Here is a 15,052-nt window from a genome sequence, read left to right on the forward strand (position 1 = left end):
TTACAATATCATGCATTTAGCTCAAGTAAATATTGCCGAAATGATCGCTCCTATCAATGACCCGGTAATGGCCGACTTCGTAAATAATCTAGATAGAATTAATGCTCTGGCAGAATCTAGCGAAGGCTTTGTCTGGCGACTAAAAGGTGACGAGAATAATGCAACTGCCATTAGAGTTTTTGACTACGATTTTTTGATTATTAATATGTCTGTATGGCAAGATATTGATACTCTATTCGATTTTACATATAAAACGGCCCATGTTGAGATTTTAAAGCGTAAAAAAGAGTGGTTTCATAATATGAAACAAATGCATATGGCGTTTTGGTACGTTGAAGAAGGGCATCACCCTACTCCTGAAGAAGCCAAAGAAAAATTACAATACATCAGAGAGCATGGTGAAACGCCACTCGCTTTTACCTTCAAAAGCAGATTTACTCCCGAGGACTATAAAACGTATACGCATGAGTAAATACACTTTTTACCGCAACAATAGGATCAAGCTATTTGTATTTTGTTTGATCATTTACACCAGTTCCTATGCGCAGGTAAAATTTGAAAAAGAGTATCGAATTAAGGAAGACCAAGTTCCTAGCCAAGCTGTAACATTTATCAAAAAAGCCTTTAACGAGGTCAAGATCAAATGGTATAAAGAAGAAAGCCATGAAGGGAAGACAATAGAAGCAAAAACTGTAGTGGATGGGATAAAGCACAGTATTGAGTTTGATACATTGGGCACCCCTCTGGATGTAGAGAGAACGGTTAAATTATCTTCATTATCCTCTACACTTCAAGAAGATATCAAAACTACACTCGAGCAACAATTTGTAAAATATAAGATCATCAAGATTCAAACACAATGGAAAGCTGCAGATGAAACCCTGATACAACTACTCAGAAAAGAGAAGACAACACATCCCTATGCTCAAAATTATGAGATTGTGCTAAAAGGAATGGTAGAACGTTCTTATCAACGATTTGAAGTTTTGCTTAATGAAAAAGCTGAATTATTAAAAATATTGACCATTCAGCAAAGAAATACAGATAATCTAGACTTTTAAAAACTTGAACCGGTGATGAAGTTGTTGATCTGCACACTTTTTTCTTTCCTTTTTATCTCATATTCCTGGTCTCAATCTAGCTTTTCTTCTGGGCTATTACCCAGAATACGAGTATCCACCAAAATCGGGGATAACTTAAAATTGGTCAACGGAATAGAGTCCAGACAACTACTCATAGATAATACTAGAGAAGAATCTTTTGATTACGAATATGTTCTTACGGATCTTTCTTCCCTACTCTCCTACAAGTTGGGTTCAAGTAGCAAGATCAACGCTGGATATCTCATTCGTTTTGAAGATAATGAAGTATTCCATCGCACTATACAACAATTGAGTTGGGTACAGTATGCAGATCCGATTAGATTCGGACATCGTTTTGTTACCGATCAAACCTTTGGTAACAAACAGTCTCCTAAATTTAGGACACGATACCGACTTACTCTTGAAAAACCACTCTCAGGAAATAAAATTGATCCTACCGAATGGTATCTCAAATTGGGAAATGAATACCTTGGAGAATGGCAAAACGGTGAATTTAATCTGGAAATTCGTTTGCTCCCATTTCTAGGATATGAAGTGAGTAACACCAATAAGATTGAGTTTGGATTGGATTATCGAATTGGTAGTTTAATCGATGCTGCTACAGAAAATGATCTTTGGATAACAGTGAACTGGTACTACAGCCTTCAGTTCAAACCAAAAAATTAAAATTAAGAACTAACGTTCTTTTATCTTAACCCAACTTTAATACATCATTCGGGATTAATTGAATACATTAGAAAAAAATTATCGATGCCAGCAATCAAAAAAATCAAACCTCTAGGGTTTCCTTGGGAAACCAGTGATCCTTTTTTATTTTGTGCCTACCACGAAGATCAATATCCCAAAGGAAATGGAAAACTTGGTCCAGCAGATTCTCTAGAAGGGCGTAATCTCGGACAGGATTTTACATTAAAAAATGGTTGGCGGATGTATCACGGAACAAAAGTCCCTGGTTTTCCTGCACATCCTCATAGAGGTTTTGAAACCGTTACTATTGTACAAAAAGGACTGGTAGATCACGCAGATTCATTGGGTGCCGCTGGGAGATTTGGTAATGGTGATGTGCAGTGGATGACTGCAGGCCGTGGTGTGCAACATTCTGAGATGTTTCCCTTGCTAGAAACCGAAAAGGAGAACCCTTTTTTATTGTTTCAGATTTGGTTAAATCTACCCAGAGAGAAAAAAATGGTAGATCCACATTTCAAAATGCTATGGAACGAGGAAATTCCTAAAATTACTATCAAAGATGATCAAGGTTTTTCTACCAAAATCGTTTTGGTAGCCGGTACCATCAACAATATAAAAGCTCCGGATCCAGCACCAAACTCATGGGCTATTCATGCAGACAATGATTTGGTAATTGCCACTTTAAAAATTGATCCTCACACAACATTTTCTCTCCCTAAAGGATCATCTGGAACGAACCGATCTTTATATTTCTTTAAGGGAAATGAAGTAACTTCGGAAGGGTTTACAATTCCCGTAAATAATGAAATTATTTTGGAAGGAGATAAAGAATTGGTCCTTAAAAATGGTGATGAAGAAGCTCATTTTTTATGGCTTCAAGGAAAACCCATCAATGAGCCTGTAGCCAAACATGGTCCGTTTGTTATGAACAGTCAACTAGAAATACGAGAAGCCATCCATGAGTATCAACAAACTGAATTTGGAGGATGGCCCTGGCCAACATATGATCATGTCCATGATCCTACAAAAGGTAGGTTTGCACGCTTTCCGGATGGAACGGAGGTTACCAAGTAATTTTGGTGAACCAAAACGCTTGCTTTTGAGTATTTTACCATTACATTTTCAAAAGTGTTAACATTATACTATCTTTATTTTAGGGCTCAAAAAGTAAAGGAAGTATTAGTATAGCATTATGTCAAAAAAACCACTAACCACTCTTTTAGCATTTTCTATATTTTTCGGGCTCATTTCATGTTCTAAATCCACGTCCGTACTTACTCCGGAAGAAGAACAATGGTTACAAGAAAAAGAAAATATTTCAGTTGCTTTATTTCCGTATTATGCTCCTTATCAATACATCAAGGACACCAATAAAATAGATGGCATCCTCATTGATTACCTGCAGCTTATAGAAGAAAAGATTGATTATAAGTTCGAGCGCAGAATATACTATAACTGGGAACAAGTAATACGGGATGCCAAAAATGACAATTTGGATATCATCCTTGAAATTCAAAAAACTCCAGATAGAGATCCCTATCTTAATTTTTATTCACAACTATTCAAATCTCAACATGTTATTGTTACCAGAAAGGATAGCGATCTTGGTTCAAAAATTAAGAATTATTACAATAAAACAGTCGTTGTGCCCAAAGATTTTGCAATCGATGACATCCTTAGGGCGAATGAAAAAAAACTAACCCTAAGTAATGAGATCGATGACCTTACCTGTCTAAAGCAAGTTAGCAATGGAGTTTATGATGCCTATATCGGTCCTATTGCTGTTGCCAATTATCTAATCAGCACAAAAAATCTGGATAACCTAAAAATTGCCGGAGAAACAAAATACAGTTATGTACCTGGAATTGCAGTACAAAAAAATAATACTATCCTGAATCGGATAATTGCAAAAGCCGAAAATAGCATTTCTGATACGGAGAAAGAGGTGATTTATGACAATTGGTTATACCGAGAGATTGTACCGTTTTACAAAAGAGCAGATTTTTGGATTTGGCTTTCTGCAATTGTAGTAGTTATCCTTCTAGGAATATTGTTGATCAACAAGTATTTAAAACATATTATCAGGCAAAAAACCAAGGAATTAAGAGTTGCCAAAGAACTTGCTGAAGAGAGTAATAAGCTTAAAACCGCTTTTATACACAATATATCCCACGAAGTTCGCACACCTATGAATGGAATTATGGGGTTTTCAGAATTATTAAATGACCCTGAAACTACAACATCTGAACAAAAGGAATACTCCAAAATCATTATAGAAAGTAGTAATCAATTGATTAATATTATAGACGATATCATTGAGATATCACGATTAGAAACCAATCAAGTAGAATTACATCTGGAAGAAATCAATTTCAATACTTTGCTAGATACTTTGTTCTCTCAATTTCAGAGTAAAGCGGTAAGCAAAAACATCGCAATTCACCTCAATAATAGGTTAACCGAAGAAGAAGGAAATATCCTAATGGATCGATCCAAAATCAATAAAATACTATATAATTTGATCGACAATGCCATCAAATTCACTAAAAGAGGGATTGTGGAAATTTCTACTGAAATAAACAAAGACACCTTACAAGTATCTATCCGAGATACTGGGATAGGAATTAAATCAAAAGATCAGGAAATCATTTTCAGGAACTTCTCTCAATCCGAAAAAAATGTAACAAAAAGCTATGATGGACTAGGACTAGGGCTTTCTATAGCACAAAAAAATGCAGTGCTTATCAAAGGAGATATTACCTTTACTTCTATTCCTAATAAAGGCTCTACTTTTATGCTAAAAGTTCCTTACCATCCTGTAATGGACCCCAACAAAATGCAAGATAACGATACCCCAAATCCTGAAGAAAAACCAATCAAACAAGTAATTCTTATTGTAGAAGATGGTGATGTCAACTATCTTTTCTTAAAAACAGTTCTAATGAAAATGAAAGATTATAAGTTTGTTATTCATAGAGCAGAAAACGGCAAAGAAGCTGTAGAAATTTGCCAAAACAATGAACATATTGATTTGGTTTTAATGGATATAAGAATGCCTGTAATGGATGGGTATACTGCCACTCGAAAAATCAAAAAACTAAGACCTAAATTACCTATTGTTGCGCAAACAGCGTATTCTACAGAAGAAGACATACAAAAGGCTTTGGATGCAGGATGTGATGATTTTGTATCGAAACCCGTGGATAGAAAAATATTAAAACCCATTATAGGTAAGTATTTCTCAGTTTTTACCAGATCAAAATATTCATAAATGCCTTTAAAAGAACAGTATCTCAGTTTTTTAAAGACTCCTGTTCTATGGAATAACAATGGTGTTTTTGGTATTCGTTCGTTCCACTTAGACCACAACGAATTGGACATGTCCGTACCTGAACCTTCTGAAATTACTTTTTCTGAAAATGAAGTATTGGGCAAGCGTATCGAACACTTTTTTAATTATTACATCAAAACTTCTGAGAGATACCTACTTCTTCTCAAAAATCTGCAAATTTTTAGTGATCAGATTACTATTGGCGAATTGGATTTTATTGTTCAGGATCTAGTTAAAAATAAAGTGATCCATATAGAACTCGTATTTAAGTTCTATATATATGATCCCACATTTAATGATGAGATGGATAGATGGATTGGGCCTAATCGTAAAGATACTTTTCGCCAAAAAATAGATAAACTGAGGCAAAAGCAACTCCCTCTACTTTTTAAAAAAGAAACCATAGCTTCATTAAAGGAACTAAAACTTGATCCACAAGACATCGATCAATCGGTATGTTTTATGGCTCATCTCTTTGTCCCTAAATCCATGATAGAAACATTTTCTACTTCATTCAACCTTAACTGCATTATTGGGTACTGGATAAAAGACAAGGAGTTTTCAGAGACAACTTATGGAGCTCATCTCTTTTATATTCCACAAAAAAAAGAATGGATGGTTGATCCCAAATACCATTCAGAGTGGTACTCATTTACAACAACTCAAAAATGTGTCACTGAAGCATTACAACAAAAAAGATCTCCACTACTCTGGATGAAAAGTGGAGATCAAGAATTTCAACGTTTTTTTGTGGTTTGGTGGTAAAAAACACTTTATACGCCTACAAACCACTTATATAACTTCCATAAAGGTCTTTGAATCCAAAACCTTCAGAAAGTCTATACTTGCTTAGTTTTTTGAATTCTACTAACCCCCAGAGTAAAAACTCTTTCATGAAATAAGTGTCCTTTTGATCCAAATCTTCCTGATATTCTTTGATCAATTGATTAAGTGGTTCGATAGAATCCAGTTTCGCCCTATATTCTTTTTCAGGAATATCGTCTAGCAGTTCAAAACCACTCTCTTCAAAAAACCAATTCACCAAATCTTGATAAGGACTTTTATAATCTTCTCTTTCTAATTTTTCCACTTTAGGAAAGTAATCCGGGAACAGTGTTTTTATGGCATCTGTAATTAACGTTAAAGCCACAGAAGCAGACCCTTCCTGTTCTCCTTCATATACCAACTCCACTTTTCCAGTAATTGCTGGGATTACTCCGGTAAAATCACTGAGTCGCAACAAAGTGTTTGTATCTCCAGTCCGTAATGCTCTATATTCTGCTGTACTGAGCAAGTTCTCGAATGCAGTAATACTCATTCTGGCACTTACCCCACTTTTATGGTCTATGAATTCACTTCGACGAGCCTCAAAACTAATTTGTTCCAACAAGTCTTTCGCAATCTCTGGAACATAGACCAAATTGCTCTGTCGCTCATCCATATCGGCTTCTTGTTGAGTAATCGTTTTTGCGATCTCGATAGTATCCGGATAATGCGTCAGGATTTGAGATCCAATACGATCTTTAAGTGGAGTTACAATACTACCTCTATTGGTATAATCCTCTGGATTTGCAGTAAATACAAACTGTATATCCAAAGGTAATCTCAATTTAAAACCTCTAATTTGTATATCACCTTCTTGTAGAATATTAAATAAGGCTACTTGAATTCTAGCCTGTAAATCAGGTAATTCATTAATCACAAAAATACTTCTATTTGCTCTTGGAATCATCCCAAAATGAATCACACGATCATCGGCATAGCTCAATTTAAGATTTGCTGCCTTTATTGGGTCTACATCCCCAATGATATCTGCTACACTCACATCTGGTGTAGCTAGTTTTTCTGCAAAACGTTCGGATCGATGTACCCAGGCTATCGGGGTATCATCTCCTTTTTCTTCTACCAAAGTTGTGGCATATCTCGATATAGGTTGGAAAGGATCATCATTGATCTCTGAGCCTTCTACGATAGGCATCCACTCATCCAATAGGTTAATCATTTGTCGCGCCAACCGTGTTTTGGCTTGCCCTCTAAGGCCCAACAGATTAATATTATGTCTGGAAAGAATTGCGCGTTCTAGTTCTGGGATAACCGTATTTTCGTACCCATGAATTCCAGTAAAGGTTTCTTCTTTGTTCGTGATTTTTTGTCTTAAGTTATCCCTTAGTTCATCTTTTATAGATTTACTGTTGTATCCTGATTTTTTTAGTTCTCCTAATGTCTTTATATTTTCTATTTTCATATGTATATTCTCTAAAAACAATATTTTTTTGAGTATTTAAACTCGGTTGGTTATCCTTTTATTCTTTTTCTTCTGTTGGTTTCATAATCTTCAAAAATCATTTCTCCCAAGCCTTTTAATCCTGTATAGAAAGCCTTACCCTGATTGGCATATGTAAACTCCCTAACAAATTGCATTAAATATGGATCTTGTGCAATCATGAATGTGGTTATAGGTATATGTAACTTTCTTGCTTGTTGGGCCATCATATAACATTTATTAATGATTCTTCTATCCAAACCATTGCTATTCTTATAATACTCCCCACTGGGTAATCGCAAACAGCTTGGTTTACCATCGGTGATCATAAAAATTTGCTTATTGGTATTTCGTTTTCTACGCAACATATCCATCGCTAACTGCAAACCAGCAACTGTGTTGGTGTGATACGGTCCTACTTGCAAATACGGCAAATCCTTTATCGCTATTGGCCATGCATCATTACCAAACACCAAAATATCGAGAGTATCTTTTGGATATCTGGTGGTAATTAATTCTGCCAAAGCCATCGCCACTTTTTTGGCTGGAGTAATCCGATCTTCGCCATATAGAATCATACTATGACTAATATCGATCATGAGCACCGTACTCATCTGCGCTTTGAATCGCGTTTCTTCGATAACAAGATCTTCTTCAGTAAGGTTCAAATCTCCAATACCATGATTGATCTGAGCATTTTTAAGTGTCTCGGTCATCGAGATTCTTTCTATGGAATCTCCATACTGATAGTTACGAAACTCTCCCGCATGTTCATCTCCTCTTCCCACATAATTGGTTCGATGATTCCCGGCTCCACTCCGTTTCAATTTACCAAAAATCTGATCTAAAGCTCGTTTCCGAATAGCCTGCTCGGTTTTTGCAGTGATCTCCATCTTACCATTTCCATCTGGTTTGATTTCTTCTCGGATATACCCCTTCTTTTTAAGATCTTCTACGAAATCATCCAGGGTATAGTTTTCATCGGTGAGTTGATATTCCTTGTCTAGTTCGCGCATCCAATCCAAAGCTTCATCCAAATCTCCAGAGGTATGGGTGATAATCTCCTGAAAAATATCAAAAAGCTTATCAAAGGGAGACTGTTCTGGTGCTTCATACTTCTTGAAGGTGAAACCTTTTTTGAACAATTTTCTTTTCTTTTCCATTATATAAAGTTAGCATATTTTACAAAAGATTGGTCCCCAATTCGACGATAAGAAATAAGAATTAACATTTGTTTTGGAGAATAGCAATGTCTAAACTGTTTATCATATTGACCTTAAAGTTCTGACACTAATATTTTTTTGAAATTAATACTCAAAAATCAAATAGCTACGAATTCATTATAAATTTACTCATCTATTCCTCTCAATTTAAATATGAAGAAATTGGTTCTATTCATTTGGTTACTCTCATTTACTGTATATTTATATACCCTAAGAATAGATGTTAATTAACAAACGATAAAATGCCTTTTGCGATAAAGGCGATAATTACTATGAAGCAGATAAAGAACCTCGTATCAAAAAAAATCCTATCAAAGCTTTTTCTACTTCTTGTTTTTCCTCTTTGCATACTGTCTTGTTCAAAAAAATCTCCTTTGGATACTATTTTGTATTCTGATAGTGAAATTATTAATAAAGTTATTTCGAATGTTGAAGATCATGAAGTACAAATCATCTACTCACAAATTCATCGAGATGAAGAAGGCAATATTACTTTTGAAGATTACCAATATAACGTAAGCGACAGTGTATACTTTTATCCTGCCAGCACTGTAAAACTGCCTGTAGCATTATTAGCCCTTGAGAAATTAAATGAGTTACAAAAACAAGGGGTACCTATTGATTTACATACCCATTTCAAAACCCAAAACGACACCCTCTATTCAAATTTGGAAAAAGAAATAGAAAAAATCTTTGGGGTAAGCAGTAACCTAGCTTATAATCGATTATTCGAATTCCTGGGACAAGACGATATTAACAAAAGACTGGCAGAAAAAAATATTCCTGGAAGCATTTCGCATCGACTATCCGCCTTTTTTTCTCATAATCCAAAGACACAATCCATTGTTTTCAAACAACATCTTGATGATAGCATCCCTGTTTATGTGCAAAACACTATAGAAAATAAAATACCTTCAAAATTGACATTACAACGAACCCAAAAAGGGATTGGTTACATTTATAACGATTCTCTGATGCAAAAACCTAAAGATTTTTCAGAAAAAAATTACCTGCCGCTATCTTCATTGCATGGGATTATGAAACGAATACATTTCCCAGAATTATTTCCTGAGAATCAACAATTTCGCCTCACAAAATCAGACAGTGAATTTATTACCCAAACGATGAAAAGAACACCTGCCGATCTTGGTTTTGATAAGAGTAAATACTATGATGCTTATGGCAAGTTTTTCATGTTTGGGGATAGCAAAAAAAATATTCCTCAACATATTCAAATACATAATAAAGTGGGCTATGCCTATGGATATCTTACAGATTGCGCCTATATCATGGATACAAAAAACAATGTCGAATTTTTATTATCGGCGACGATTCATGTAAATCAAAATAGAATTTTTAATGATGATCAATATGAATATAAGGAAATAGGAATTCCTTTTTTGGCAGAATTAGGAAGGCAAATCCATGATTACGAATTAAATAGAAAACGACAGCGCACCAATATCCACCAATAACTTTCGTTTATTTTTCTTGTTTATTTAATAAACAAAACTGTTAAAAACTACGAATTTTAAGAAAAATTACGGTTTTTTTAACAAAACAATACCACAAAAAGCCTGAGGTATGGGTTAACTTTATAGTACCCTTATTTTAGATTATTGTTAAAGCATTAGCAAATACGCCCTATGAAAACAAACGTAAACCAAGTGTAATTGCATTTTTTGCTCCTACAAGCAAGGTATGTAATTCGAAAATATTTCGCTTATGAAACATTACATACTCTTTCTTTTTTTGTGCTCCTCACTTTTAGTTTCTCCACGGCTATATTCAAATATTGATTGTTTGAAACACATTGAACAAGTTCAAAACCCACGTGACAGAGAAATTCCCAAAGACGAAGAAAAACAACGCGGTTTGGATCTGTTAGCCAATGAAATTATAGAAGGTATTGATGAGATTGATATCCGCAAAACCGCTAGATCTTCTATTTTTGAAACCTCTTATGGTTTCCGATGGAAAATGGTAAATCTTCATACCGGAAAAAGAATCATTATTAAAGTAGACAAAGATTTCAAACTGATCTCTGCTAGATATAGTGACAATTCCAAAATTATGAGGCCTTAGAGATATTTAGAAAGTATTCCTTTTATTTCATCATAACTTTCCTGATATTCCCAATAAATGATGCGGTCCTGGGTATATTTGGTTAAGACGTATTTTTTACTCACGGATAGTATTCGATCTATAGCTACGAGTTTTTTTGAAGCTTCTTTTACTTCTACTTCTTCCATAATTTCTTTATTTCTTGCATCAAACCCATGGACAATCATATGATTTTTTAAGGTAAGTTCTATGAATTTCATGTGCTATTTTTTTTGATGTGTTAAATGTAGTGAATTCACCTTAACACCCCTTTAAGAATTTGACATTTTCATTTTAGTACCTTTAGGGCACATAACTCAATTCTGTTTGTAGTGTTTAGAACGGTTCTTATCCTGATTCCCTTTCTGATGTGTTCTTTAGGGATATCCCAAGATAAAATTACCATTACATATATTGGTAATATGGGAGTGCATCTGGCAGGAAAAGACATTTCAGTTTTGATAGACGGTTTGCATACCAAATATGGCGAAGATTATCTGTACCCTAATGCTGAGCTAATCAAAAAAATTCATACCCATTATACACCAAATGCCATTCTTTTCACACATCATCATGGTGACCATTTTAGTCCGGTTCTTGCTTCAAATTATCTAAAATCGAATTCAAAAGCAATGGTTTTTGGGGCACAACAAATTACAGATAGTCTAAAAACATTTAAAGATCAAAGCTTCACCATAAAAACATCGGATTATATCAAGCAAACGATCAACGTTGGAGCTCTAAAAATAACAGGTATGAAAGTGGATCATGCGGGTAAACGACATCGATCAATACAAAACGTTGGATATATTGTAGAGCTTGATCACCAAAAGATATTACACCTGGGAGACACCAGTTGGCTTGAGGAAATCAAACTTTTTAACCAACTCCAGTTAGTTCAAGAACGAATTGATATTGCGATACTTCCCTATTGGATGTTATTAGAGGAGGATGCATCGACCTTACTCAAAAAACACATCAATCCTAAGTATACTATAGCCACACATATTTCACCCCGAATAAAAGAAAAGGAACTTTCTTCCTTAAAAGAAAAATACCCTAACATATATTTTTTAACTCATTTAGAACAACAAATTCATCTATAATTAACTCGTTTTCATCTCATGAAAAAAATTTTATTTCTAATTCTATTTTGCTCCCTTTCATATCTAAGTGCACAAGATTTTAATATCGACTTAATCAAAGATCTTACTCCAAGAAATATTGGTCCTGGAGGGATGAGCGGTCGTGTAACTACAATCGATGTAGTCAACTCAAATCCAGATATCATCTATGCCGGAACTGCGTCTGGTGGTTTATGGAAATCTACCTCTGGAGGGATCAAATGGGACCCTGTATTTGACAATGAAGCTACCGCGTCTATTGGGGCTGTGGCCGTTCAACAATCGAATCCTTCTGTAATCTGGGTAGGTACCGGAGAAGGAAACCCAAGAAATAGTTTGAATGGTGGTTATGGAATTTACAAATCTCTTGATGGTGGAAAACACTGGAAACTGATGGGACTCGAAAAAACACGTCATATTCATAGAGTGATTATCGACCCTACAGATCCAGATACGGTGTATGCCGCTGCTATTGGTTCTCCTTGGGGAGAACATCCTGATCGTGGTATTTTTAAGACCACAGATGGAGGAATTACCTGGAAAAAAGTTCTTTTCACCAATAATAAAACGGGAGCTGCTGATTTGGTAATGGACCCAAAAAACCCAAATAAGCTTATTGCTGCTCTTTGGGAACATAAAAGAGATCCTTGGTTTTTTAAATCCGGAGGAAAAGGTTCTGGATTGTATATTACCCATGATGGAGGAAAAACATGGGAACAAAGAACTGATAAAGATGGACTACCAGAAGGTAATCTAGGTAGAATCGGATTAGCAATTGCTCAAAACAAACCAGATATTATCTATGCATTAATTGAAGCTAAAAAAAATGCATTGTACAAATCTGAAGATGGAGGATTTAACTGGAAAATGGTGAACAACAAAAAGGATATAGGAAACCGTCCTTTTTACTATTCTGATATATACGTTGATCCACAAAACGAAAATCGTGTTTATTCTATTTTTACCTATGTAAATGTTTCTGAAGATGGAGGTAAAAACTTCACGCAACTTATGCCAGCCTATAATGCTAACAATGGAGTGCACCCAGATCATCACGCCTGGTGGATTCATCCTCAAAATGGGAATTTTATGATTGATGGTAATGATGGAGGACTAAACATTACCAAAGATGGTGGAAAAACGTGGCGATTTATTGGGAATCTTCCGGTAGCTCAGTTCTATCATATCAATGTTGATAACGAATTTCCTTATAACGTATATGGAGGGATGCAGGACAATGGTAGCTGGCGAGGACCTGCCTACGTTTGGAGAGATCAGGGAATCAGAAATTCGTATTGGCAGGAAATATCCTTTGGAGATGGGTTCGACGTCGTACCGGATAAAGATGATTCACAATACGGATGGTCCATGAGCCAACAGGGTTTTGTCGTACGATACGATTGGAAAACAGGAAATAATTATATCGTAAGACCGATACACCCCGATCCAAAAGTAAAGCTTCGTTTTAACTGGAACTCAGGGATTAATATCGACCCTTTCAATAATAGCACCCTTTACTTTGGTAGTCAATTTGTTCATAAAAGTACTGACAAAGGCCTAACGTGGGAAGTAATTTCTCCAGATCTTACTACCAATGATCCTGAAAAACAAAAGCAATCCGAAAGTGGAGGTCTTACCATGGATGCAACAGGTGCAGAAAACCATTGTACTATTTTGGTTGTAGAACCTTCTACTCTGGAACAAGGTATGCTTTGGGTAGGTACCGACGATGGTCGTGTACATATTACTCAAGATGGTGGAAGCAGCTGGACGGATGTATCCAAAAATATCAAAGGGTTACCCCAAGGAAGCTGGATTGCTCAAATTAAAGCTTCGAACAAAAAGAAAGGCGAAGCACTTTTGATTGCCAATGATTATAGAAGATACAATTATACTCCGTATGCATATCGCACAACAGACTACGGAAAAACCTGGAATCGTATTGTAGATCAAAACGATGTGACTAGTTATGCGCTAAGTATTGTAGAAGATCCTATCGAACGAAATTTATTGTTTTTGGGTACTGATGATGGACTTTATATTTCCTTAAATGCAGGTGCTAAATGGACAAAATGGACCGCTGGTTTCCCTACAGTTTCTGTAAAGGACTTAGTTATACAAACCAGAGAAGATGATTTGGTAATCGGTACTTTTGGTAGAGCAGCTTGGGTACTAGACAATATCAAACCTTTACGGGCTTTGGCAAAAGACAAATCCATTTTGAATGAGAAACTGCATGTTTTTGATCCTCCTATTGGATATCAGGCTGCCTACCAACAACCTACAGGCACACGTTTTGGAGGTGATGCATTATACAGTGCTGAAAATAGAAAAGAAGGTGCTTTAATCTCTTATTATGTGCAAGCACAGAAAATAGAGAAGAAAAAAAATAAGGAAGATGATGCGGATAGCGAAAATGAAGAAGCCATTGTAAAATGGGACTCTATACAATTAAAAGTATATAATAACAATGAACTCATTAGAACGCTAAAACAAAAGGCACCAGATTCTACAGGTTTTTATAAAATGGTATGGGATATGACCGAAAAAGGAGTTCAAAATCCAACCCGAAAAATTGTAAAACCTAAAGTAGAACCTGCAGGAGTAGAAGTAAAACCTGGCACATACAAGGTAGTTATGGAGTATGGAGATCAAAAGTCTGAAACTACTATCCAGGTAAAGTCTGATCCAAGATTGAATGTATCGCAAAAAAATATCAATGAGGTATATACAGCTTCAAAAGAAATTCAGAGAATGAGGGAAACGGTGCTTAATGCTGTGCAACAACTCGTAGAAAGCAAAGATGTGACGGCTGAGTTTCAAAAGAAACTTAAAAAAGAGGATAAAGAGAAATATAAAGATCAAATTAAGTTATCCAAGGAAGTTTCCAAAAAAGTAGATAGTGTTATGGCTTATTACATCGGTAAAGAAGATAAAAGGCAAGGTATTACTAGAAATCCAGAAGTAACAGTGATGCAGCGCTTAAACTCAGCTACTTTTTATGTGGGTTCAAGGCAAACCGGATTAACCTCAACAGAAAACACCTTACTGAAACAAGCTAAAGATGCTTTGAAGGAGGCATTGGAAAAAACCAATACATTTTTTGATCAAGATTGGAAAACCTATAAAGAGACTATAGAAACATTGGACATTTCTCCTTTTAAAGAAACCAAAAAGTTCTCAATAGAGTAAAGAGAAACTACAAATATCCTGAAAAG

13 protein-coding genes are annotated in these 15,052 nt (G+C 35.4%); 10 read left to right on the top strand and 3 right to left on the bottom strand.

Going from position 1 to position 15,052, the window contains the following annotated elements; all coding sequences use genetic code 11:
* The first annotated feature begins 10 nt into the window (after positions 1-10).
* From BUE24_RS05525 to BUE24_RS05550, 6 genes are all read left to right on the top strand, one after another.
* Complete coding sequence (locus tag BUE24_RS05525; protein WP_073314791.1) at positions 11-472, top strand: DUF3291 domain-containing protein; 462 nt, start codon at positions 11-13, stop codon at positions 470-472.
* On the top strand, positions 465-1,061 hold the full coding sequence (locus BUE24_RS05530) for a hypothetical protein (RefSeq protein ID WP_084549414.1): 597 nt from the start codon (positions 465-467) through the stop codon (positions 1,059-1,061). The genes BUE24_RS05525 and BUE24_RS05530 overlap by 8 nt, the downstream gene beginning before the upstream one ends.
* A gap of 15 nt (positions 1,062-1,076) precedes the next feature.
* Positions 1,077-1,769 (top strand): DUF2490 domain-containing protein, encoded by a 693-nt coding sequence (locus BUE24_RS05535; protein WP_073314793.1) that lies wholly within the window; start codon positions 1,077-1,079, stop codon positions 1,767-1,769.
* 84 nt (positions 1,770-1,853) lie between these two features.
* Positions 1,854-2,864, top strand: coding sequence for a pirin family protein (locus BUE24_RS05540; protein WP_073314794.1), 1,011 nt, complete (start codon positions 1,854-1,856; stop codon positions 2,862-2,864).
* Positions 2,865-2,982: 118 nt separating this feature from the next.
* The gene (locus BUE24_RS05545) at positions 2,983-5,061 is read left to right on the top strand and encodes a response regulator (protein WP_084549415.1); all 2,079 of its coding nucleotides are present in this window, start codon (positions 2,983-2,985) and stop codon (positions 5,059-5,061) included.
* Entirely contained in the window at positions 5,062-5,886 is an 825-nt protein-coding gene (locus BUE24_RS05550) for a DUF1853 family protein (protein WP_073314796.1), read from the top strand.
* 16 nt (positions 5,887-5,902) lie between these two features.
* On the opposite strand, the gene BUE24_RS05555 is transcribed toward BUE24_RS05550, so the two are convergent.
* Together BUE24_RS05555 and BUE24_RS05560 are read right to left on the bottom strand one after the other, a co-directional pair.
* Positions 5,903-7,366 (bottom strand): sigma 54-interacting transcriptional regulator, encoded by a 1,464-nt coding sequence (locus tag BUE24_RS05555; protein ID WP_073314797.1) that lies wholly within the window; start codon positions 7,364-7,366, stop codon positions 5,903-5,905.
* Positions 7,367-7,416: 50 nt separating this feature from the next.
* On the bottom strand, positions 7,417-8,547 hold the full coding sequence (locus tag BUE24_RS05560; RefSeq protein WP_073314798.1) for a vWA domain-containing protein: 1,131 nt from the start codon (positions 8,545-8,547) through the stop codon (positions 7,417-7,419).
* A gap of 434 nt (positions 8,548-8,981) precedes the next feature.
* Here BUE24_RS05560 and BUE24_RS05565 point away from each other — a divergent pair, with 434 nt between their 5' ends.
* Both BUE24_RS05565 and BUE24_RS05570 read left to right on the top strand, forming a co-directional pair.
* Entirely contained in the window at positions 8,982-10,082 is a 1,101-nt protein-coding gene (locus BUE24_RS05565; RefSeq protein ID WP_244548126.1) for a serine hydrolase, read from the top strand.
* A gap of 328 nt (positions 10,083-10,410) precedes the next feature.
* Complete coding sequence (locus BUE24_RS05570) at positions 10,411-10,692, top strand: hypothetical protein (protein ID WP_073314799.1); 282 nt, start codon at positions 10,411-10,413, stop codon at positions 10,690-10,692.
* Here BUE24_RS05570 and BUE24_RS05575 read toward each other — a convergent pair.
* Entirely contained in the window at positions 10,689-10,931 is a 243-nt protein-coding gene (locus BUE24_RS05575; RefSeq protein WP_073314800.1) for a hypothetical protein, read from the bottom strand. The two genes, BUE24_RS05570 and BUE24_RS05575, sit on opposite strands and share 4 nt — an antisense overlap.
* Positions 10,932-11,042: 111 nt before the next feature.
* On the opposite strand from BUE24_RS05575, the gene BUE24_RS05580 reads away from it, so the two are divergent.
* Together BUE24_RS05580 and BUE24_RS05585 are read left to right on the top strand one after the other, a co-directional pair.
* Positions 11,043-11,816: an MBL fold metallo-hydrolase gene (locus BUE24_RS05580; RefSeq protein ID WP_139241916.1), complete on the top strand. Its 774-nt coding sequence runs from the start codon at positions 11,043-11,045 to the stop codon at positions 11,814-11,816.
* Between the two features lie 18 nt (positions 11,817-11,834).
* Complete coding sequence (locus BUE24_RS05585; RefSeq protein WP_073314803.1) at positions 11,835-15,026, top strand: WD40/YVTN/BNR-like repeat-containing protein; 3,192 nt, start codon at positions 11,835-11,837, stop codon at positions 15,024-15,026.
* The last annotated feature ends 26 nt before the right edge of the window (positions 15,027-15,052 follow it).

Origin of the sequence: Aquimarina spongiae (genome assembly GCF_900141785.1) — a bacterium.
In the GTDB taxonomy this organism is placed as follows: domain Bacteria; phylum Bacteroidota; class Bacteroidia; order Flavobacteriales; family Flavobacteriaceae; genus Aquimarina; species Aquimarina spongiae.

Bases quoted from the DNA above. Each gene is read 5' to 3' on its own strand.
- BUE24_RS05525 (WP_073314791.1), top strand. From the start codon at position 11: ATGCATTTAGCTCAAGTAAATATTGCCGAAATGATCGCTCCTATCAAT.
- BUE24_RS05530 (WP_084549414.1), top strand. From the start codon at position 465: ATGAGTAAATACACTTTTTACCGCAACAATAGGATCAAGCTATTTGTA.
- BUE24_RS05540 (WP_073314794.1), top strand. From the start codon at position 1,854: ATGCCAGCAATCAAAAAAATCAAACCTCTAGGGTTTCCTTGGGAAACC.
- BUE24_RS05550 (WP_073314796.1), top strand. From the start codon at position 5,062: ATGCCTTTAAAAGAACAGTATCTCAGTTTTTTAAAGACTCCTGTTCTA.
- BUE24_RS05585 (WP_073314803.1), top strand. From the start codon at position 11,835: ATGAAAAAAATTTTATTTCTAATTCTATTTTGCTCCCTTTCATATCTA.
- BUE24_RS05560 (WP_073314798.1), bottom strand. From the start codon at position 8,547: ATGGAAAAGAAAAGAAAATTGTTCAAAAAAGGTTTCACCTTCAAGAAG.
- BUE24_RS05545 (WP_084549415.1), top strand. From the start codon at position 2,983: ATGTCAAAAAAACCACTAACCACTCTTTTAGCATTTTCTATATTTTTC.
- BUE24_RS05535 (WP_073314793.1), top strand. From the start codon at position 1,077: ATGAAGTTGTTGATCTGCACACTTTTTTCTTTCCTTTTTATCTCATAT.
- BUE24_RS05555 (WP_073314797.1), bottom strand. From the start codon at position 7,366: ATGAAAATAGAAAATATAAAGACATTAGGAGAACTAAAAAAATCAGGA.
- BUE24_RS05575 (WP_073314800.1), bottom strand. From the start codon at position 10,931: ATGAAATTCATAGAACTTACCTTAAAAAATCATATGATTGTCCATGGG.